Here is a 19183-nt window from a genome sequence, read left to right as displayed (position 1 = left end):
TCTTGTCCGGAACCCGCGTACCCGACCCGGTCAGCGTGCTGGTCGTCGAAGACGACGCGGTCATCCGCCGCTCGGTCCAGCTGGCCCTGGAGCGCTACGGGTACCAGGTCGAGGTCACCGGGGACGGGCTCGACGGCCTGGAGGCCTTCCGGGCCGGGGCGCACGACGTGCTGATCCTGGACGTGATGCTGCCCGGCCTCGACGGCATCGGCCTGTGCCGGCGGATCCGCGAGGAGGGCCTCACCCCGATCCTGATGATGTCCGCCCGCGGCGACGCCCTCGACGTCGTGGCCGGGCTGGAGGCCGGCGCCGACGACTACGTGGTCAAGCCCGTGGACATCCCCGTCCTGGTCGCCCGCATCCGCTCCCTGCTGCGCCGCGCCACCTTCCACCGGGGGCCGGCCGGGGAACGCACCCAGGAGCCCGCGCCCGGGCCCGCGCCGGAGCGCCCGCAGGACACCCGGACCGAGTCGGACCTCCTGGTTTTCGGCGACCTGACCATCGACCTGCGCGGCCTGGACGTCCGGCTGGACGGGCGGGCCGTCCCCCTCACGCCCACCGAACTGCGCCTGCTGCTGGCCTTCGCCGAGAACCCCGGCACGGTCCTGGACCGCCGCCGCCTGCTGCACGACGTCTGGGACTACGGCTGGGAGGGCGACACCCGGGTCGTCGACCTCTGCGTGGTGCGGCTGCGCAAGAAGATCGGCGCCGACCGCATCGAGACCGTCCGGGGCTTCGGCTACAAGCTCGTCCGGGGCTGACCGGATGACCGAGCGAACCCGCGACCCGGGAACCCCCGACCCGCGCCGCCGCCCCGACCCGTGCCGCCGCCGTGACCCCTGGCGCCTCAACCCGCGCTCCCTGCGCTGGAAGATCGCCGCGCTGGTCGCGCTCGCCTGCTGCACGGTCGCCGCGACGATCGGCCTGCTCGTCCACCGGGCGACCGCGGAGCGCGGCGACCGGACCGGACGCGACCGCGCGATCGCCCAACTGAGCTCCGCCGAGAAGGAGTTCGCCCGCACCGGCCGCCGCCCGGACCCCGCCGACCTCCAGCCCCCGGCCAACCTGCCCGCTCCGCTGGCGCACGCCGTCGCGAACCTGCGGACACCGGGGGAGTACGCCCTCTGGTACGACGTCAAAGCGCCCAACTGGTACTGGATGTGGGCGGCCGTGCCCGTCGGCGACAACCAGGTGCTCACCGTCCGCACCGACATGAGCGCCGAGGTGCGCAACCTCCAGCTGCTGGACCGCAACATGGTCAAGGCCGCCCTCGTCGCCCTGGCCGTGATCGTGCCCGTCACCGCGCTCGCGGCCGAGCAGATGAACCGGCGGCTGCGCCACGGCTCCCGGACCGCCCGCCGGATCGCCGACGGCGACCTCGACGCCCGGATCGGCCGCCGGGGCCGCGCCCGCGACGAGATCACCGAGATGTCGGCGGCCGTCGACGAGATGGCCGAGACCCTGCAAGGGCGGCTGGCCGCGGAGAAGCGCTTCACCGCCGACGTCGCCCACGAACTGCGCACCCCGCTGATGGGCCTGGTCACGGCCGCCGGACTGCTGCCCGAGGACGACGAGGCGGCCGACCTGGTCCGCACCCAGGTCCGCACCCTGCGCGGACTGGTCGAGGACCTGCTGGAGGTCTCCCGGCTCGACGCCGGGGCCGAGCGGGCCAGGCTCGACGAGGTGCCCCTCGGCGACCTCGTCGCCCACGCGATCGAGCAGGCGGGAGGCGACACCCGGCTCGGGCTGTCAGCCCCCGCCGTGGTCCGCACCGACCCGCGCCGGGTGGAACGCATCGTCACCAACCTGGTGGCCAACGCCCACCGGCACGGCGCCTGGCCCGTCGAGGTCACCGTCGCGGGCAGCTGCATCACGGTGCGCGACCACGGCCCTGGCTTCCCGGCCGACCTCCTCGCCCACGGGCCGCAGCGCTTCCGTACGGGCGCCGCCGAACGCGGCCAGGGCCACGGCCTCGGCCTCACCATCGCCGCCGGCCAGGCCGCGGTCCTCGACGCCCGGCTGACCTTCGCCAACGCCCCGGACGGCGGAGCCCTCGCCACCCTCGACCTCGCCCGCCCGGACGCTGCAGAACGCCCGGACAACAGCTGAGGGCGTCATCCGGTAGGCGGCGACGCAGGGTGAGGCCGGTGAGGCGGCCGGCGTCCTCCTGGCGTTCGCCGCCCCACTGCTCCCGGGCCAATTCGAGTACGGCCAGCACGCCGTTCGCCGTAGTAGACCTCGATGTCGGCGAGTGTGGAACCCGCGAAGCGGGGCAGCCGCCTGGTGCCGCCTCCGCCCGGAGGAGGCGCCAGGGAGAGGAGCAGTCATGAACACCCCCGACACAAACACCCCCGACACGAACACCACCCACGGGGACACCACGGCCCGGGGAGACGAGCAGGCACGGGAGCGGTCCGCGGAGACCCGGGAGATCGTGGCGCCCACGCCGGCGGACGTCCGAGCCAAGGGCGAGGACCCGGAAGACGACGACGAGCCGCACGCGCCGGCGGCCGACACGCGGGCCCCGTGACGGACGGGCACGCCGGGCCGGGCACGCCGGCGGTGAAGTCGTTCCGCAGGTCGGCCGCACATCGCCCACGTCCGCATTCGCCCGTGCCCGTATTCGTGCGTTCCACCTCAGAGGAATACGTGAATCTTGTTTCGTGTCTCGCCTATCGCGTCGGCCTATCCTGAGAAGGTGGAAGAACAACCGGCGCCCGGGCACCAGTGGACGTTCCTGACCAACCATGCGCGGGTCCTGGTGCAGATCGCGCGGGACCCGGGCATCAGGGTGCGGGACATCGCGGCCCGCTGCCTGCTGACCGAGCGGGCGGTCCAACGGATCATCGCCGACCTCGAAGCCGAGGGTTATCTCAGCCACCGCCGCGTCGGACGCTCGAACGTCTACCGCGTCATCGACGGCAAACAGCTGCGCCATCCCGCGGACAGCGGCCCCACGCTGGCCGAACTGCTGGCAGTCCTGCTGCGCTGACCGACCGACCGCACCAGTGGTATCAACGGTGATACCGAGCGTGATCATATGCAGTGTTATTGACGAATTTCCGTTCACGTATCGGTTGACGTGAGAAGGGATTCGGCAGACGCTGAATGTGTCATCCCGTGCTCCCAGGCAGGAGAAGGTGACATGAGCGGTGAGCTGCCCGTGGCGCGCTTCGCCACCCCGAATCCTCCCCCGCCCGAGCTGGTCGGCGGAAAGTCGCCCGCCGACCGGTGGATTGCCGACGGCCTGGTGGTCAAGCTGGACACCGTAGGCAGCCGAACCCGTGCGACGGTGTGCGGCGAGATCGACCTCGACGTCGCCGACGGCCTCGGCGAAACCCTTGAACGCGCGCTGCACGCCAGCGACGCAGGGCTCGAACTGGACCTGTCCGCGGTCACCTTCTGTGACAGCGCCGGTCTCAACCTCCTGGTGGGCCTGCGCAGAAGCGCGCACCGCAGTAACCGCACCCTCACGATCAGCGCGGCCAGCAGCCGGGTCGAGCGCCTGCTCGAGATAACCGAGACAACCAGCCTCTTCACCCCCGAAGAAGCCGGGGAAGGCCGCTCCGACGGTCCGTAGGTGCGGACGGCGCGTCCTGGCCCGGGCACCCCTGGGTGCCCGGGCCGGGTGGGTGCCCGTGGTGCGGGTGGATGCCCGGGTCGGGCGGTGCGGGAACGGTTCCCGCGGTCACCAACTCCTATCGGCCCAGGGCGTGTTCGAGTTCCTTCTTGTTCATCTTCGAGCGCCCGTGGATGTTGCGCTGCCTGGCCTCGTTGTACAGCTGCTCCTTCGTCGGCCCCTGGGCGCCGCTGTGCGAGTGCAGCCCGCCGCGACGGGCGGAGGAGATGTCCTGCACCGAGCTGCGGCTGGCGGTCTTCGACTCCCCGTGCCGGGCCCGTTCCTTGTTCACCGTACGGGCCGCGATCTCCTTGGCGCGCTTCTCGCTCTCACCGCGTTCCAGCGCACTCTCCTTGATGTGCTCGTACTGCCGCTCCCGCTTGGGACTCGATCCGCGAGGCATGTCACACCCTCCTGTCCGATGACCGTGGGGCTCGTTCCATGCTGTTGCGGCTTTCCCGGAATCGGCGGGGCAAACGGGCCCCGCGCCGCATGCACGGCCGGTCGTCGGGCCGTAGCGTCGACAGGGTGGACCCGCCCAGGGCAGGAGTGAGGGAGGCCTCGATGTCGACGGCACATTCCAGCCGGCTTGCGGACCCGCCGCGTTTGACGCCCGTCCACGGCTGAGTGCGCCGTGAACGACTCCTCCGTGAACGACTCCTCCGGCGGCGGATACGCGGTCTCCGCAGAGTTCTACGACCTCCTGCAGGCCGAGACCGACCGCCGCCTGGCCGAGCGGCGGTTCGCCGAGGCTGCCACCCGGGCCCGCCACGCGGTCCTGGACGTCGGCGCCGGCACCGGAATCGTCACCGAGGTGCTGCTGCGCGCCTCCAGCGTGCCCGTCCACGCCGTCGAACCGGCCCCGGCCATGCGCGCCGCCCTGCTGTCGCGCCTGGCCCACCTCGGGGCGGACCAGCGTGCCCGCGTCACCGTGCACGCCGAGACCCTTGCGGCGGCAGGCCTGGCGGCCGTGGCGGACCTGGCCGTCGCCTCCAACGTGGTCGCCTGCCTGGATCCCCCGACGAGGCGCGCCACCTGGCAGGCGATCTCGGCCGCCCTCCTGCCGGGCGGCCTGCTCCTGTTCGACCCCCCGCCCACCGACCTGCCCGCCGGGTGCGAGGAGGTGGGACGACTCGGTCCGGTGCGGGTGGGCCCGGACCTGTACAGCGCGGACGTCACCCGTCGGCCCCACCGCGGCGTCCTGCGTATGGTCTTCACCTACCGCGTCGAACGCGGGCAGGAGCTGCTGCGCGAGGCCCGGGAGGCGTTCGACCTGTGGCCTGCCTCGCCCGAGCGGCTCAGCGAGGAGCTCGAGGCCGCCGGCCTGCGACTGGTGCAGGCGCCGGGCGCGGACCTGATGGCCGCGCGTCGCCCCACCGCGTGACACCGACCCGGACGGGCCGGGCCCGGCCCGCCTCGGCCTGTCCCGCCCCGGCCGATGGTGGCGGCCGCCGCCGGGTGCGGTGGTTCACCCGAATGCCCGGGCATCCGACAGGGCACGCCCGTGCCGACGGGCCGTCCGGCCGTCCTGCCGCGCGGCGGGCAGTGGCAAGTCGTCGTAGGTTGCGGGCATGACCAGTGACGAGACGGAGATCCCGGCGGTGGGGGTGCGGGTGCTGGACGAGGTGTTCGACGCGATCGAGACCTCCAACCGGCGCCCGCAGCCCTGGACCCGGTTCGACCACGGTGTCCTGGGGGCCTACCGCTGGGCCGCCGGAGCCCAGATCGCGGCACCGGTCACCGCCGCCGCCGTGCTCGGGACCAGCGGACCGTGCCGGGCACAGCTGCTGGCCGAGTGCCAGGCCGCCGCGGTGCGCCTTCGCGACACGCTGGCAGACCGCGACGCGCTGGAAGGCCGAGGCGCGTTGGCAGATCGCGACGCGTTGGAGAACCGAACGGACGCCGGGCACGCCCTGGGCGTCTACCAGGCGCTGGCCTGGCTGTGCGGCCACCACGAGGACCGCCCCTGACCGGTCACCACGACCGAGGCCCCACCGCGCCAGGCGGGGAGGATCCGTTGACGAAGAACGACAGCACACCCGGCCGGGACGAGACGCCCCAGGAACGGGCCGACCGGCTCTGGAACGAGATGCTCCAGGAGGTCCGCGTGTGCCAGACCGGCGCGCAGATCCTCTTCGGCTTCCTCATCGGCGTGGCCTTCACCCCGCGCTTCGACGCCCTGCCCGACTTCGACAAGAACCTCTACGTCGCCACGGTCGTCCTCGGCGCCGTGGCCACGGGCGCCCTGATCGCACCCGTGGCCTTCCACCGCTTCCTCACCGGCCACGACATGAAACCGGAACTCATCCACGTCGCAGGCCGCCTCATCGCCACCGGGCTCACCACCCTGGCCCTGACCATCGCCGCCGCCCTGCTGCTCCTGCTGCGCACCGCGACCGGCAACCCGGCCGCGGCGTGGGCGCTGAGTGCCGCCGTCCTGGTCTGGTTCACCGCCACCTGGCTCGTCCTGCCCCATGTGGTGCTGCGCCGCACGGCGGCCCGCCGGGCGGCCGCGCGGGAGTACGGCGACACCGGCGGTGGGGGCGGGCCGCTGGGCTGACGGTCAGCCGGCGCCGGGCAGCCGGGCCTCCAGGTGCCCGGAGAGCACCCGGGTCTCGAACACCGGCTGCGGCGAGGTGGCCGGGCCGCTCACGACCTCGCCGTCCCGCAGGCGGAACTCGCTGCCGTGCCACGGGCAGCGCAGGCAGCCGTCGGCCACCGTGCCGTCGGCGAGCGGGCCGGAGAGGTGGGCGCAGCGCTCCGCGAGCACATGGCAGCGCTCGCCCTCGCGGACGACGACCACGGGCAGGTCGCCGGCCGTCCTGCGGACGGGTTCGCCCGGTGGGAAGTCGTCGACCGGGCCGAGTCCTATCCAGTCGGCGGGCGCGAGTCGGGGCGCGTCGGCGGCCCGGTTGGGGCCGGCGGCCTGTCCGTAGGCCAGGTGGCCGCCGAGGACACCGCCGCCCGTGATGGCGACGAGCCCGGCCAGGCCGAGCAGCCGGCCGCGGGCGCGTCGGCCCCGGCAGCGGGCCAGCAGCGAGCCGGCGTACAGCAGCACGCCGGTCGTGTTGGCGAGGGCGTGGACCAGGCCGGTGCGGCGGCGCGGCGGGTCGAGCCGGGCCCAGTCCACCCAGCCGGACAGCGCGGTCGGCACGGCCGTCAGCAGCCCGGTGGCGACGAGCGCGTCGGCCGACCGCCGAGCTCCCGGGGTGAAGTCCAGCAGGCCTGCCGATGTCCAGCAGCCGATGGGCAGTTGGACCAGGCCCGGGTGGAGCGGGTGGCCGAGCCACACGCCGCGCAGGGCGTCGCGGTACGGCCCGAGCGGGAGTGCTTCCACCGCGTCGGCGAGTTTCCCGGAGGGGAGGTCGAGGACCTCCCAGTGTGCCGGTGCGTCGAGCGTGCGGCGCAGTCGGCGGGACCAGCGGCGGTGGTGCAGTGCTGAAACGTCCATGCCTGGCGGCTTGCCGGACGCCGGGAGGCCAAACCCCGTCCGGGGTGCGCGTTGAGCCGCCCTGCACTCGTCGTGGCGTCGTGATCACGCTGCGGCGCCAACCGCCGTGACCACCGACGCCTCACCGACGTCTCAGGCGGTGGCCTTGCCCGCGGTGACCAGGGCGGCGAGCGCGGTGCGCTGGACGTACACCAGCAGGCCGACGGTGACGCCGGCCATCACCAGGGCCATCAGGACGTGGCCGAGTGCCGAGACGAGGGCGAATCCGAGTGCGCTGAGCAGGAGGTGGGTGCCGAGCCGCAGGCCCACCAGGGCGAAGGCCACCTTGCGGGTGCCCTTGCCGCGCCACAGGAGCTTGGCGAGCTGGAGCCGCTTGCGCAGCAGGGTGAGCGAGACGGTGATGTTGACCGCCACGAGGACGATCAGGGCGGGCCAGGCGGACGGGAAGGCCCGCAGCAGGTCGAAGGCGCCGGCCAGGACGCCCTCGAAGCCGAAGAACCAGGCGGGGAGCCGCATTTCGCCGATCGAGGGCAGCACTTCACCGGCCGCACCGGCCGCACCGGCCGCGCCGGCGACGTCGAGGCCGACGGCGGATATGGATTCGGATGCGGCCGCGTCGGTGCCGGTGTTCTGCATGGTGTTCCCCGTGGTGTCGTCCCCTGCCGGGGACCTGCGCTCTGCCGCCCCGGTGATGATCATCAGTCTCGCACGCCGGGCCGTCCGCCGGTAGCTCGACGGAGCTGCCTACCGTCCGAAGGTGCGGCGATGCCGTTTTCAGGTCGCCGAGCAGAGCGGCGCCGATGTGGATGGGCAAGCCGCCGTTGACGATCTCGGTGGCGAGGAGGCCGGTGCGGATCCGGCTTGTCGCCGCCGTCGGCGCGGTGCGATCCTTTCGGGCATGGTGCACAGCGACCCGCCGGACCACGCGTCAGTTCTCGGGGAGGTGCGGGAGTTGCGGCGGGTCGGCCTGGTGCGGCTGCGTGAGCTGGAGCTCCCGGCGCTGGTCCGGGCCGCAGGCATGATCGACCTGCCGGCCGGGCGGGAGTCGCGGCCCGCCGCTGTGGAGCGGCTGCTGCGGCTGGCGGTGGCGCGGATCGATCCCGGCAGCCTTCACAAGGCCGCCGAGTACAGCCTCGGCCTGGCCCAGGGCACTCGCGACTGGCCGCCCGCCGACCGTCGGAAGCATGCCGCGCGCGTGTACGGGGTGAGCGTGGAGCGGTTCCGCAAGCACCACGAGGCGCTGGTGCTGGGTGAGGTCGCCGAGCAGGTGATCCGGATGGCCGCGCGGGCGGGGCAGCCGGGTCGGGCGGCGCAGTCGCGCCAGGCGGACCAGGCAGGGGACGGCGGGGATGTCGGGCCGCCCTCGCCCGCGTCCTCGGGTCACCGGTCGCTGCGGGTCCGGGTGGGCGGGCGGACCGCGCTGGTGACGGTGCACGTCCACCCCGTCGATCTGCTGCGCGATGTGGACGTCGTGGTCTCGCCGACCAACACCTATCTGGCGCTGCCGGAGCCGTACAAGTCGTCGGTGTCGGCGTCGCTCCGGCGGGTGGGAGCGCTGCGCGGGCCGACCGGGGAGCTCGTCGAGGACCTGGTGCACGAGGAGTTGCGGAGGTGGGCCGTCCGGCACGGGGCGCCGGGCCGGGCGGTGCTGCCGGGAACCGTGGCGGCGGTCGGGGCGGGGGCGCTGGTGGAGCAGGGCGTTCGGCGGATCTACCACGCCGCGGTGGCGGTCCCGCGCCTGGGGACGAACGACTACGACGTGCTGCCGGCGGACGTGACCCGGGCGGTCGCCCGGGCGTTCGCCGTGCTGGCCGAGGAACACCGGCAGTTCGATCCTCCGCTGCGCTCGATCTGTCTTCCGCTGCTCGGTTCCGGCCGGGGCGGGCTGCCGTACGAGGTCAGTCTCGGCATGCTCTGGGCCGCGGTGGAGGCCGAACTGATCCGCGGTGCGCAGTGGGAGGTGCACCTCGTGGTGCGGCGGCCCGCTGTAGCAGATCTGATTGAACGTCAACTCACGGCCGTGAAGGCCGTCGACGGAAGGACCCGATGAACCCGTACCAGGTGCTTGCGGCGGCCGCCGCCGACTGGGACCGGTTGGCCGGCCTGCTGGAACCCGCGTCGGGCCGCCAACTGGAGGCGCTGCTGCAGGCGTTGAGATCCGCCGAGCAGGACGGGCCGGACCGACTGCAGGCGGCCGAGGAGGCGGCCCGGCTGCTGCTGGAAGCGCTGCCGGACGCCGAGTCCGGACGGCTCGACGACGCGTCCGGTGCCCGGTTCGCCGGGGACACGCAGGACCGGGCGCACCTCGGCTTCCATGCGGACGACCTGGCCGTGCTGGTGCTCGACGGCCACCGCATGGTCGGCCCGGTGCTCGGCCCGATCCGGGCGAGGATCCTGGCCGTACCGGCGCTCGACCCCGACGAGGTGCGGCTGCTGGGCGGTGATCCGGGCGCTGCCGGGCTGCTGAGGTTGACCGGGCCCGGCGGGAGGCCGCGGCTGCCCGGCTTCCAGTTCGGCGTCGCGGGCACGCCGTTGCCGACGGTGGTGGAGGTCAACACCGTTCTGGACGCCGAACGCGACCCGTGGGGCGTCGCGGACTGGTGGCTGTCGGCCAACGCCTGGCTGGGCGGCAACCCCGCCGACCTGCTCGGCGCCGGGCGGGACGGCCAACTCGTCGACGCAGCACGGTACCTGTCGGAGGAGGAGTAACCGGATGGCGAACACCAGGCCCCCGCGGGTGCTGCCGGGCACGCCCGCCAAGCTGACCCTGCCGGCCGGCACCCCGCTGTACCGCCTGCACGCGGCCCGCCACCCGGCGACCGCGTTCAATCCCGTACCCGCCCACTGCCTCTACGGCGGCGGCCGTTTCGACGCCACCAGGTGCGACCCGTTCGGCTATCTCTACGCCGGGCTCACCGCCGAGTCGGCGGCGTGCGAGTCGCTGCTGCGGTCGGTTCCGTTCGATCCGGGCGGGACGCCGCGGCTGGTGCCGAGGGCCGCGGTGCGCGGCCGCCGGCTGTCCTTCCTGAGGCTGGCCGCAGAGCTGGACGTGGTGTCCCTGGTGACCGGCCGGGAGCTGGCGAGTGTCGCCCAGGACTCCTGGCTGGTTCAGGCGGAGGCCGCCGAGTACCCGTTCACCCGTGACTGGGGCCACTGGATCCGCGAGCACACCGACCCGTGGGCGCAGGGCTTCCTCTGGCCGTCCAAGCGTGAGCCCGGCGACCGGGTGGTGGTCCTGTTCGGTGACCGCTGCGTGCCGGATGTTGTCGAGGAGACGGGCGTCCCGCCGGTCGACTTCGACACCGCCGAGGGGGAGAGGCGGCTCAACTCCTTGCTGGAGCCCTACCACGCGAGGATCGCCCCGTGACGCCGGAGCGGGCGACGGACCCGGACCCGGACCCGGACCGGGACCCGGACCCGGACGAGGTCTCCGACGACGAACTGCGTGCCGAGCGGGACGAGTTGCTGGAGCAGCTGGCGGGTCTGCGGGCGGACGACCCGCAGGCACCGAGGGCGTGGGCGGTCGCCGGGGACTTCAGCTACCAGCTCTTCCTGCGGCAGGCCCGCCCGGAGGACCTGGACCTGGCGGACGAGGCGTTCGAGCGGGCCTTCGCCCGGCCCGGTGAGGAGGAGATCTGGGACGCCTGGCGGATCCTCCGCGCCCGCGTGCTGCTGTTCCGGTACGACGACCGGCCGCAACCCGAACTGCTCGACCAGGCCTGGGCGTTGCTGGTCGACGGCCTGGCCGAGCAGGTCGCCGGGTCGTCGTTCGAGCACCTCAGGGTGCTCGGCAGGTACCTGGTGGCCCGGCTCGCCCGGTTGCGGTGGGTGCAGTCCGACGACCGGCCCGCCCCGCAACGGGCGGCCCTGCTCGCCGAGGCGCTGCGCCGGTACGACGCCGCGCTCGACGACCACGCACCCGGCAGCCCGGAGTCCGCCGAACTGCACGGGGAGGCCGGTGCACTGCACCACGAGCGGTACCGCACCGGCGGTGACCTGCCCGACGCACAGGCCTCCGTCCGGCATTTCCGCGCGGCTCTCGAGGCGGCCACGCCGGACAGCGACGTCCCGCTGCTGCGCTACGGACTCGCCACCGCCCAGCTGGTGCACGGCCAGCGCGCCCGGGACCGGGAACTGCTGACGGAGGCCCGGACCCAGTTCGGCCGAGCGCTGGCCGAGGCCGGCGAGCGATCCGCGGAGCGACCGTGGTGGGGCCGCGAGGCAATGGCCCGGATGGTCTACATCCGGGCGATGCTGTGGTGGCACTGGGACGACAGCACCCAGGTCGGGCCCGCCGAGGCGGAGTTGGTGCCACTGCTCGCCGAGCCGGGTGCCGTCGACGAACTGCTGCCCACGTACCTGGACTGCTTCGGACGGCTGCTCTACCAGCGTGCCACCGAGCGCGACGACGACGCCGGACGGGACCGGGCGCTCCACCTGCTGCAGCGGGCTCTCGACCGCTGGCAGCCCGAACACGACGGCGGCTCGGCCGCGCCGCTGGCCCTGCTGGTGGCGACTCTCCAGTGGGCCCGCTACCGGGCCGACGGCGACCCGGCGCGCCTGCCGGTGCTCGCCGCGGCCAGCGGGCGTGCCCTCGAGGACGAGAGCCAGAGCGCCGAGTTCCGGCGGATGGCCGTCATGTGCCACGGCTGGGTCAGACACGAACTGGTGAGCCAGGGCCTTGCCGAGGCGGGCCCCGAGGTCGACGCCCTCCTCCAGGAGGCCCACCGCGCCACCATGGGGACATTGGCGGACGTCGAACACGGCGGGGCCTTCGTGAACCTCAGCGATCAGGAGTTCAACGGTCTCGCCAACGACATCGGCGGCCTCGACCGGCTGTCCGTGGAATTCGACCGGCTGTACCGGACCTGGCGCGAAATGGACCCGGACAGCCGGGAGTCGGGGGAGACGGCCGCGTTCCTGTACGGCCTGGTGCCGTTCCTCGATCCGCACGGCACGCACGTCACCACCGAGCAGAAGACCGCGCTCCTGCAGGCCGCACTGCAGCACCGGAAGGGGGATGCCGCTGGGCTGAGCAACGTCCACGCGGTCGCCGGCCTGATCGGCCTGAACGAGGCGACAGCCGGAGACGGGTCGGGCCTGGACGGGGCGCTGGAGCACATCGATGCGGCCCGCGACCTGCGCACCGGCCAGGACGGGCGGATGACCGACGGCATCGAGCTGCTGCGCTCGGCCGTCCAGGGCCAGCGAGGTCAACTGCGCGGCGGCCTCGACGAGGTGGAGACGGCCGCGAGCGCCATCGCCCGGTTGCGCGACCGGCCCGGCACCACCCCCTACCTCCGGTCGCTCATCGACGGCCAGGTCGCGGGCATCGAGGCCATTCGGTGCGCGCGGCAGGGCGATCTGGCCGGCAGCGACCGGGCCATCGCGCGGCTCGCCGAGGTCCACGGCGCGCTCGACCCGGACGACCCCGCCCGCGGGGAGCTGTGGACGATGCTGGAGAACGCCCGGATGGGCCGCGACCAGCTCGCCAGGAGCCTGGGCCTGCCGACCACCCCTGCGGCGACCCACGGCGGTGCCACCCTCGACGAACTGCGCCGCCAAGCCGCGCGGCTGCCGCGCGACCACCGTGCCTGGGTGCTGGGGGACGCGGGTATCGCCCGCACCGCACGGGCGATGGAGCGGTCCGACCCTCGGCTGCTCGACGAAGGAATGACCCTGCTCCGGGAGGCCCTGGAGCTGTCCGACGAGGGAAGCGACGACTGGCTGCGCTACGCCTCCGTCCTGGGCAGCGTCCACTGCGCCAAGGCCTCCCGGAGCGGCGACCGCCGCGAGCTGGAGACCGGCATCGACCTGCTGGAGCGGGCCGCCCGGCTGGCCGGCGGCCCCGAGCACCGGCTCTGGGCGGTGTGCAACCTGACCCTCGGCCGGGCCTACCGGCTGCGCGCCGACCCGGCCCGCGACGACCGCCGCCGGGGACGCCTCGCCGGGCTCGAGTCGCTGCGCGGACACTCCTGGGCGGCGCTGCTCCAGTCCGGCACCGGGCACGCCGCCGAGGGCGCCGCCGAGGCCACCGCCGCGGCCCTGGAGGTGGCCGCCTGGTGCCTGGCCGACGACGCCCCCGAAGCCGCCGTGCAGGCACTGGACGCCTGCCGCGGACTGGTGCTGCACGCCGCGAACACCGCGATGACGGTGCCCGAGCTGCTGACCGCCACCGGCCGGCCCGATCTGGCCGAGGAGTGGCGGGCCGCGGGCGGTGCCGAACCGCCCGGCGGAGCGGACGGCTGGACCGGGCCCGGCGGCGTCCCGAGCGAACTGCGCCGCCGCGTCCTGACCGCGCTGACCGCCCCGGGCCCGGACGGCGGGCCGTCGGCCCGGCTGCTCGGCACCCCGGCCCCCGCGGAGATCGGCGAGGCGCTGCGCAGCTGCCGGGCGGACGCCCTGGTGTACCTGGTGCCGGCCTCCGACGACCGCGGCGGGGCGGCGGTCCTGGTCACCGCGGACGGTGGCGCGCACTGGCTGCCGCTGCCGCTGCTGAAGGAGGACGCCGGACCCCTGCGGGCCTACACCCCGGCCGGCCGGTCCGTCCGGGACATGGGGCCGGCCCCGCACGCTGCCGCACCCGACTCGGCCTCGCTGCGCCGGCAACTGGACCGGCTGTGCTCCTGGGCCTGGTACGCGGCGGTCAAGCCGCTGCTGGACCTGCTCGTGCCCCCACCCGGCCGCACCCGCCCGCCGTCGCTGGTCCTGGTGCCCATGGGCGCCCTCGGCGTGGTGCCGTGGCACGCGGCCTGGTCGGAGCCGGACACCACCGGACGCCGCCGGTACGCCGTCGAGCAGGCCGAGATCTCGTACGCCGCCTCGGCCCGGCTGCTGTGCGACGTGGCCGCCCGGCCGTCCGCACCGCACACCGGTGCCGCCCTGGTGGTCGGCAATCCGACCGGGGACCTGCGCTACGCCGGCGAGGAGGCGGACGCGGTGCAGCGGGCCTTCTACCCGCGGGGCAGCTTCCTCGGGCGGCGCGCGGCGGGCGAGGCCGACGGCCCGGGCACGCCGGCCGAGGTGCTCGCCTGGCTGCGCCGCGGCGGTGGTGGCGTCCTGCACCTGGCCTGCCATGCCACCGTGGCCGCCAACCAGCGCTACAGCTCGTACCTCTCCTTCAGCGGCGGTGAGCTGGCCGCCGAGGAGCTGACCGAGGCGGCCGGGCGGAGCGGCGACGGGCTGGAGCTGGTGGTCCTGGCGGCCTGCCGGAGCCACGTGTCCGGGCGCGGCCACAACGAGGCGTACAGCCTCGCCACGGCCTTCCTGGTGGCCGGAGCCCGCTCGGTGATCGGCTCGCTGTGGCCGGTTCCCGACGACGCCACCTCGGTCCTGATGTTCATGACGCACCATTTCCTGCGCCGGGAGCAGGAACAGGCGGGCCGGGCGCTGCGCCGGGCCCAGCTGTGGATGCTCGACCCGGACCGCCGGCTGCCGCCCGGTATGCCCGGCGCGCTGGCCGCCCGCGCCGCCGCGGTGGAGCCGGACGACCTCTCGGCCTGGGCCGGTTTCACCCACCTGGGGCAGTGACGGCGGATCAGTCCGGGACGACCGTGCGGAGCGGGAGGGTGAGCGCCGCCCAGCGGCCGGGTGAGGCCGCCGGGCGGCCGGGCAGCATGTCCCGGCTGCCGCCCGGGGCGAGCGGGCGGAACACGCCGTCCGTCGACCGGCCGCTCTGCCGGTCCGCGGGCAGCGCCGGGTCCCAGGGCCCGAACTGGAACGGCACGGTGTTCAGTTCGCCCTCGGCCACGATCAGCTTGAGCCAGTCACGGACGTAGGCGCCGGGCCGGACCGGTCGGGTGGACGGGAGACTGAGGTGAACGGGATCGCCGTTCAGCGCGTAACCGGTGCCGCCGGGGGCGATGAAGGCCCCGGGGAAGAGGACCGATCGGCTGGCGTAGCTGTCCGTGAGGTTCAGCAGGACGCACCAGAGGGCCTTGCTCGTCGAACGGTTGTGAATGCGGACGGACACCCTCGGCTCCTGCCGGCCGTTCGGCCCGCGACCGTAACTGCAGACGATCTCACCGGAGCCCTCGGGCATGATCGGGGCACCGCTGCCCCAGGGCGTCACCTCGACCCGGACGTGGGATCCGAGCGAGGGATCGGGGTTGGCGAGGTCGCGCAGCTGATGCCAGCCGGCCAGGTGGACGAGGCAGTCGACGATCCGCCGGGCGTCGGCCGTACCGCCCCACGGCAGCGCCGGGACGGCGGGGGATCCGTCCCGGAACAGCACCCGGGCCTGCGCCCGGTCCAGGACGACCCGCAGCAGCGTCCCGGGGGCGTCCCGCGGATCGTCCACGAGGCGAAGCAGCGGCGAGCGGGCGGTGCGCAGGGCGTCGGTCAACTCGGCATCCACCGCAGGGCGTTCTGCTGCCTCGACCAGTACCGACACCGGCGGCAGGGCCAGCGCGGAGAGCGTCACCGGGTAGCTGAGCGACGGATCGGGTGACCAGCCGGACGGCTCCACCAGGGTCCGGTCGACCCGGACCTCCCGGGCGGTCAGCAGGTGCCGGTCCTGGCTGCCGGGCCCGGGTTCGACGCTGAACTCGGTACCGCCGGCGTCCGGGCCGCCGCGCAGCCCGTGGACGGTTCCACAGTCCACCTCCCAGCCCGAAGCACTGTGGCGGAGCAGGTGAGGGCTCGGGGCGCGAACGGCCCCGCCGAGGAACGGCCGGTCGGCAGGGCCACCGGCCTCCAGGGGGAGCAGGACCGGGTGCTGGCGTTCACCCGAGCCCTGCACCCGGCACTGTACGGCCGCCATCAGCCGGCGGTAGCTCAGCTCCGGGCCGCCCTGCTCGCCGAGCGCGCCGAGGAGTGCGTGGGTGAACACGCCGTGCGTGCGTCCGTCGAACCAGTCCTCGAACGCGGGCTGGTTCAGCCGGCTCGCGGCCAGCAGGACGTGACCCGGCCCGGCCGCGGGAGCGGTGACGTCGCGGGCCGTCGCGAGCGCCGCCCAGGACGGATCCGGTGGCAGGAGGCGCGCGTTGCCCTCGGCGTCCCGGGTCGCGCCGCCCGAGAAACAGCAGTCGAGGACCGCGACGACATGGGCGCCGCGGGCGGCGACCTCGTCCAGCAGGGCCCCCAGCTCCTTGTCCAGCAACGGCCCGTCGGCGCAGACCAGGGCCTGGCAGCGGCCGGTGGACTCGACCTTCAACTGCTCGGCCGTGGCGTCGAACTCGGTCCCGTGGCCGGAGAACCAGAGCAGTGCGGTGTCCTGCGGCCCCGCCTGCCCGAGATGCCCGCGGATGCCGTCGGTGACCGCATGCACGGTGGCGTCGGAGTCGAGCAGTGTCCGCACGACCGGCTCCGTCACCTTCGCGTCCAGCCAACGCTCAGCAGCGGCCGCGTCGTTGACGCACCCTCGGAGCGAAGCGCGGCCGAGCGCCGAGTAGTCGTTGATCCCCACCAGGAGTGCAAATACCGTCCTCATGGTCAGAAGTGTTCCAGGCGGACACCGCCCCGGCGGTCCGGTCGACCGGGCGAATGGTGGGCGGGAACAGGTCGTCATCCGGCCATGCGCGTGCGATCACCTGCACGGCTTCGCAATATGGCGGTGCGATCACTATCCTTCCCTTCTCGACCGCGCGCTGTGAGCGCGGTGTCACTCCATGGTCATCGGGGGATTCATGGGTTTCATTGAGCAGCCCCGCCGCGTCGTGCGACCGGGCCAGGCGACCGCGCCCGGTCGGGCTGCGGCGAGCGGTCCGGCCACCGGCGGGCGACCGCCCCAGACCCGCGTCGGGGCGGACCGGCTGCGCGCGAGGCCGGTGGGCTTCCTGAACGCCGTACGCCGACTCGACGCCGGACTCGACCCGGCCGCCTGCAACGAGCTGGCCGACTGGCTCAAGGAGCACTACACCAACGAGTTCGGCGACGTCCCGCTCGGCTTCCTCGCCACCTGCTACCTCGGTGCACCGTACGTCGACCACCAGCTGAACCTCTTCCACTCGATCGTGGACCACTTCGCCCCCGGGGATCCGATGCCCCACCCCTTCGCGGCCGCCCGGATGCTGGTGCGCACCGGCGCCTACGCCTTCGTCGAGGTGTACGACGGCGGCCTGGTGCTGCCGGTGCTCCCGGACGGCAGCGTGGTACGCCCGTGAACCCGTCCCGCCGACTGCCACACCGTGAACGGAGACCCGCATGACAGAGGTGGACCACGTCCTGCGCAACCAGGTGGCGCAGGTCGACAGACTCGTGCACCGGCTCTCCGAGCAGGTCGGCCAGGTGTCCGGCAAGGTCTCCGCCGTCGGCATCGCGCAGCAGCAGACCCAGAGCGAACTGCAGCAACTGCGCGCCGACTTCCTGGCCTTCGTCCACCAGTCCCAGCTGACCGCCAACGTGCAGCGGGCCGAGACCCGCATCGGTGTCATCCAGGACAAGGTCGACCACGAGTTCGGCCACCACAAGGTGGTCCGGCGCACCGCCGTCGGCATGCTGCAGGCCTTCGACCTCGGCCTGGTGTCCGAGGCGACGGTGACCTCGGTGAGCGAGCAGCTGATGATCCAGACGCCGCGCTACTGGCTCGCGCCCGCTCTGGTCGCCCTCGCGGCCTGGTCCGCCGACGACCCGGCGCTGTGCGAGCGGGCGGTGGACGAGGCGTTCCGGCGCTCACCGGAGCGCACCTCGCTCCTCTTCGCCCTGGTGCTGCGCAGACAGGGCCGCCAGCAGGCCGCGGTGCGGTGGCTGCGGCACTACCTGATCGCCCAGGACCCGGCCGCCCTCGGTCGGGAGTTCGCGGTCATCCTGGAGTCCATCTCGCAGGGGGCCTTCGGCGCGGGCGGCCGCGAGATGCTGCACGAGACGCTCGGGCGGTGGCGCGAGACCCTGCTCGGCGACGACGAGGCCCGGGCCGCCCAGGTACGTCGGTGGCGTGCGGAGATCGACAGCCTGCGCGCACCGTCGGCCGCCGGCGAGTTCCCCCGGCTCTCCCAGGTGTCCCCGCAGTGGCCGCAGTTGGACGCCGTACTCGCCTCGGCCCGGGCCCAGCAGGCGATCCTCGCCAAGTACACCGCGATGATGGCGGGCGAGTCCCTCCCGTCCGAGCGGCTCGAGGACGCCATCGACGACATCCTGGACCGGCTGGTCTCGGAGTACGACAACGAGGAGCTGCCGCTCCGCCGCGACCTGGCGTTCAACCAGGCGGTGGTGGCGTGCGACGGCGACCTGGACGCCGCCAGGCAGGCCGTGGACGTGGACTCCGCTTCGCTGGAGGAGACGCTCGACTACCTCACCATCCAGTCCACCGCGGCACTCAACCCCTCGGCCATCGGTGCCTCGGCCTCCACCCAGCGGCTCGCCGTCGCCGCCTGCCACGAGTGGTTCGCGCAGGCCCACGCCGGTTTCAGCCGGGACTACCGGATGGCCGAACCGCCGGACGTCCACGCGGTGTTCGCCACCAGCCACACCTTCGGGGCCCAGGTCTTCAACCTGCCGCAGTGGGCAGGTTCGTTCAACACCCCGCTCCCCGCCCTGGAACAGTCGCTCGCCCAGCACTGGGACCAGCACACCGCCCCCTTCCTGGCCTCGCTGGCCTACCCGCTGCAGCGCCAGCTGGTCATGCTCGGCGGCGCGCTCGTGCTGCTGCTGCTCGTCGTCGGCCCGATGAACATCGCGGTCGCCCTCGGCCTGGCGGTCGTGGCCGGCGGCATCTGCGGAGTGGTGCTGTACACCCGCTCCGAGGCCGCCCGGAGGGCCACGGACTCGGCCAAGGAGCTGCTGGCGCGCGCCAAGAGCGACTCCATCCTCCAACTGCGCGGCGCGTGCGCCGAGTACACCGACTGGAAGACCGCCTACCGGAACGCGGACCAGGTGGAGGCCCGGACCCGCGAGTTCATCGGTTCACTGGCCGCCGCCGGCCACGCCCACAGCCCGTTCGACGGGCGCACCGTCCGACCCGCCGCCGCCCCGCAGTCCGGAGGAACGCAGTGACCACGCCCTACTCCGCCCCGCCACCACCGCGTCGCCCCGCCGCCTCCCCGTGGGCGGCCAGCCCCAAGTCCACCACGGAGCGGGCCACCAGTCGGCTGCGCCGGATCGTCGAGGGCCTGCCGGACTGGGAACCGCTGCCGCCCGGCGAGGTGACGGTGCGCCGCCCCGGAAGCGGGCTGTGA

19 protein-coding genes are annotated in these 19183 nt (G+C 74.0%); 15 read left to right on the top strand and 4 right to left on the bottom strand.

Annotated elements, in window-relative coordinates; genetic code table 11:
• Positions 1-2: 2 nt before the first annotated feature.
• The 5 genes from cseB to AB0F71_RS16465 all read left to right on the top strand — a co-directional run bounded on the left by cseB (position 3) and on the right by AB0F71_RS16465 (position 3580).
• A complete protein-coding gene (gene cseB, locus AB0F71_RS16485; RefSeq protein WP_360233890.1) occupies positions 3-761 on the top strand; it encodes a two-component system response regulator CseB in 759 nt (252 codons plus the stop codon).
• 4 nt (positions 762-765) lie between these two features.
• Positions 766-2109 carry a HAMP domain-containing sensor histidine kinase gene (locus AB0F71_RS16480; protein ID WP_360233887.1) on the top strand — a complete coding sequence of 448 codons (1344 nt, stop codon included), beginning with the start codon at positions 766-768 and terminating at the stop codon, positions 2107-2109.
• A gap of 217 nt (positions 2110-2326) precedes the next feature.
• The gene (locus AB0F71_RS16475; RefSeq protein ID WP_360233884.1) at positions 2327-2530 is read left to right on the top strand and encodes a hypothetical protein; all 204 of its coding nucleotides are present in this window, start codon (positions 2327-2329) and stop codon (positions 2528-2530) included.
• Positions 2531-2698: 168 nt separating this feature from the next.
• Complete coding sequence (locus AB0F71_RS16470) at positions 2699-2992, top strand: helix-turn-helix domain-containing protein (RefSeq protein ID WP_360233882.1); 294 nt, start codon at positions 2699-2701, stop codon at positions 2990-2992.
• A 153-nt stretch (positions 2993-3145) separates the two neighbouring features.
• The gene (locus tag AB0F71_RS16465; protein WP_360233879.1) at positions 3146-3580 is read left to right on the top strand and encodes an STAS domain-containing protein; all 435 of its coding nucleotides are present in this window, start codon (positions 3146-3148) and stop codon (positions 3578-3580) included.
• Between the two features lie 118 nt (positions 3581-3698).
• Here the strand turns inward: AB0F71_RS16465 and AB0F71_RS16460 are convergent, their stop codons facing one another.
• Entirely contained in the window at positions 3699-4022 is a 324-nt protein-coding gene (locus tag AB0F71_RS16460) for a plasmid stabilization protein (RefSeq protein WP_360233876.1), read from the bottom strand.
• Positions 4023-4253: 231 nt separating this feature from the next.
• Here AB0F71_RS16460 and AB0F71_RS16455 point away from each other — a divergent pair, with 231 nt between their 5' ends.
• The 3 genes from AB0F71_RS16455 (at position 4254) to AB0F71_RS16445 (ending at position 6179) form a co-directional block, all read left to right on the top strand.
• Positions 4254-5003 (top strand): class I SAM-dependent methyltransferase, encoded by a 750-nt coding sequence (locus tag AB0F71_RS16455; RefSeq protein WP_360233873.1) that lies wholly within the window; start codon positions 4254-4256, stop codon positions 5001-5003.
• A 187-nt stretch (positions 5004-5190) separates the two neighbouring features.
• Positions 5191-5589 carry a hypothetical protein gene (locus AB0F71_RS16450; RefSeq protein WP_360233870.1) on the top strand — a complete coding sequence of 133 codons (399 nt, stop codon included), beginning with the start codon at positions 5191-5193 and terminating at the stop codon, positions 5587-5589.
• 47 nt (positions 5590-5636) lie between these two features.
• Complete coding sequence (locus AB0F71_RS16445) at positions 5637-6179, top strand: DUF6328 family protein (RefSeq protein ID WP_360233867.1); 543 nt, start codon at positions 5637-5639, stop codon at positions 6177-6179.
• 3 nt (positions 6180-6182) lie between these two features.
• Here AB0F71_RS16445 and AB0F71_RS16440 read toward each other — a convergent pair whose 3' ends face one another.
• Both AB0F71_RS16440 and AB0F71_RS16435 read right to left on the bottom strand, forming a co-directional pair.
• A complete protein-coding gene (locus AB0F71_RS16440) occupies positions 6183-7070 on the bottom strand; it encodes a Rieske (2Fe-2S) protein (RefSeq protein WP_360233864.1) in 888 nt (295 codons plus the stop codon).
• A 132-nt stretch (positions 7071-7202) separates the two neighbouring features.
• Positions 7203-7706, bottom strand: a complete 504-nt coding sequence (locus AB0F71_RS16435; RefSeq protein WP_360233861.1) for a hypothetical protein — start codon at positions 7704-7706, stop codon at positions 7203-7205.
• A gap of 262 nt (positions 7707-7968) precedes the next feature.
• Here AB0F71_RS16435 and AB0F71_RS16430 point away from each other — a divergent pair, with 262 nt between their 5' ends.
• Genes AB0F71_RS16430 through AB0F71_RS16415 form a run of 4 tightly spaced genes read left to right on the top strand, consistent with a single transcriptional unit; the run spans position 7969 to position 14600 of the window.
• Complete coding sequence (locus tag AB0F71_RS16430; RefSeq protein ID WP_360233858.1) at positions 7969-9120, top strand: hypothetical protein; 1152 nt, start codon at positions 7969-7971, stop codon at positions 9118-9120.
• Entirely contained in the window at positions 9117-9779 is a 663-nt protein-coding gene (locus tag AB0F71_RS16425) for a hypothetical protein (RefSeq protein WP_360233855.1), read from the top strand. Before AB0F71_RS16430 ends, AB0F71_RS16425 begins: the two co-directional genes overlap by 4 nt.
• Before the next feature lie 4 nt (positions 9780-9783).
• Positions 9784-10437 carry an RES family NAD+ phosphorylase gene (locus AB0F71_RS16420; protein WP_360233852.1) on the top strand — a complete coding sequence of 218 codons (654 nt, stop codon included), beginning with the start codon at positions 9784-9786 and terminating at the stop codon, positions 10435-10437.
• A complete protein-coding gene (locus AB0F71_RS16415) occupies positions 10434-14600 on the top strand; it encodes a CHAT domain-containing protein (RefSeq protein ID WP_360233849.1) in 4167 nt (1388 codons plus the stop codon). Before AB0F71_RS16420 ends, AB0F71_RS16415 begins: the two co-directional genes overlap by 4 nt.
• A gap of 7 nt (positions 14601-14607) precedes the next feature.
• On the opposite strand, the gene AB0F71_RS16410 is transcribed toward AB0F71_RS16415, so the two are convergent.
• On the bottom strand, positions 14608-16500 hold the full coding sequence (locus tag AB0F71_RS16410; protein ID WP_360233846.1) for a caspase family protein: 1893 nt from the start codon (positions 16498-16500) through the stop codon (positions 14608-14610).
• 196 nt (positions 16501-16696) lie between these two features.
• Here AB0F71_RS16410 and AB0F71_RS16405 point away from each other — a divergent pair, with 196 nt between their 5' ends.
• The 3 genes from AB0F71_RS16405 to AB0F71_RS16395 are packed head-to-tail and all read left to right on the top strand — an operon-like array spanning position 16697 to position 19183.
• A complete protein-coding gene (locus tag AB0F71_RS16405) occupies positions 16697-17173 on the top strand; it encodes a hypothetical protein (protein ID WP_360233843.1) in 477 nt (158 codons plus the stop codon).
• A gap of 40 nt (positions 17174-17213) precedes the next feature.
• Positions 17214-19001 carry a hypothetical protein gene (locus tag AB0F71_RS16400; RefSeq protein ID WP_360233840.1) on the top strand — a complete coding sequence of 596 codons (1788 nt, stop codon included), beginning with the start codon at positions 17214-17216 and terminating at the stop codon, positions 18999-19001.
• Positions 18998-19183 carry a hypothetical protein gene (locus AB0F71_RS16395; protein WP_360233837.1) on the top strand — a complete coding sequence of 62 codons (186 nt, stop codon included), beginning with the start codon at positions 18998-19000 and terminating at the stop codon, positions 19181-19183. The genes AB0F71_RS16400 and AB0F71_RS16395 overlap by 4 nt, the downstream gene beginning before the upstream one ends.

It is taken from the genome of Kitasatospora sp. NPDC028055 (genome assembly GCF_040637885.1).
GTDB lineage: Bacteria > Actinomycetota > Actinomycetes > Streptomycetales > Streptomycetaceae > Kitasatospora.
The sequence above is the reverse complement of the archived record's forward strand: the minus strand, read 5'-3'. Positions and strand labels throughout refer to the sequence as shown.

What these genes read in the sequence shown, in the direction of transcription:
- AB0F71_RS16480 (WP_360233887.1), top strand. Translation starts at nt 766, where the DNA reads ATGACCGAGCGAACCCGCGACCCGGGAACCCCCGACCCGCGCCGCCGC.
- AB0F71_RS16475 (WP_360233884.1), top strand. Translation starts at nt 2,327, where the DNA reads ATGAACACCCCCGACACAAACACCCCCGACACGAACACCACCCACGGG.
- AB0F71_RS16465 (WP_360233879.1), top strand. Translation starts at nt 3,146, where the DNA reads ATGAGCGGTGAGCTGCCCGTGGCGCGCTTCGCCACCCCGAATCCTCCC.
- AB0F71_RS16460 (WP_360233876.1), bottom strand. Translation starts at nt 4,022, where the DNA reads ATGCCTCGCGGATCGAGTCCCAAGCGGGAGCGGCAGTACGAGCACATC.
- AB0F71_RS16450 (WP_360233870.1), top strand. Translation starts at nt 5,191, where the DNA reads ATGACCAGTGACGAGACGGAGATCCCGGCGGTGGGGGTGCGGGTGCTG.
- AB0F71_RS16440 (WP_360233864.1), bottom strand. Translation starts at nt 7,070, where the DNA reads ATGGACGTTTCAGCACTGCACCACCGCCGCTGGTCCCGCCGACTGCGC.
- AB0F71_RS16435 (WP_360233861.1), bottom strand. Translation starts at nt 7,706, where the DNA reads ATGCAGAACACCGGCACCGACGCGGCCGCATCCGAATCCATATCCGCC.
- AB0F71_RS16430 (WP_360233858.1), top strand. Translation starts at nt 7,969, where the DNA reads ATGGTGCACAGCGACCCGCCGGACCACGCGTCAGTTCTCGGGGAGGTG.
- AB0F71_RS16425 (WP_360233855.1), top strand. Translation starts at nt 9,117, where the DNA reads ATGAACCCGTACCAGGTGCTTGCGGCGGCCGCCGCCGACTGGGACCGG.
- AB0F71_RS16420 (WP_360233852.1), top strand. Translation starts at nt 9,784, where the DNA reads ATGGCGAACACCAGGCCCCCGCGGGTGCTGCCGGGCACGCCCGCCAAG.
- AB0F71_RS16410 (WP_360233846.1), bottom strand. Translation starts at nt 16,500, where the DNA reads ATGAGGACGGTATTTGCACTCCTGGTGGGGATCAACGACTACTCGGCG.
- AB0F71_RS16405 (WP_360233843.1), top strand. Translation starts at nt 16,697, where the DNA reads ATGGGTTTCATTGAGCAGCCCCGCCGCGTCGTGCGACCGGGCCAGGCG.
- AB0F71_RS16400 (WP_360233840.1), top strand. Translation starts at nt 17,214, where the DNA reads ATGACAGAGGTGGACCACGTCCTGCGCAACCAGGTGGCGCAGGTCGAC.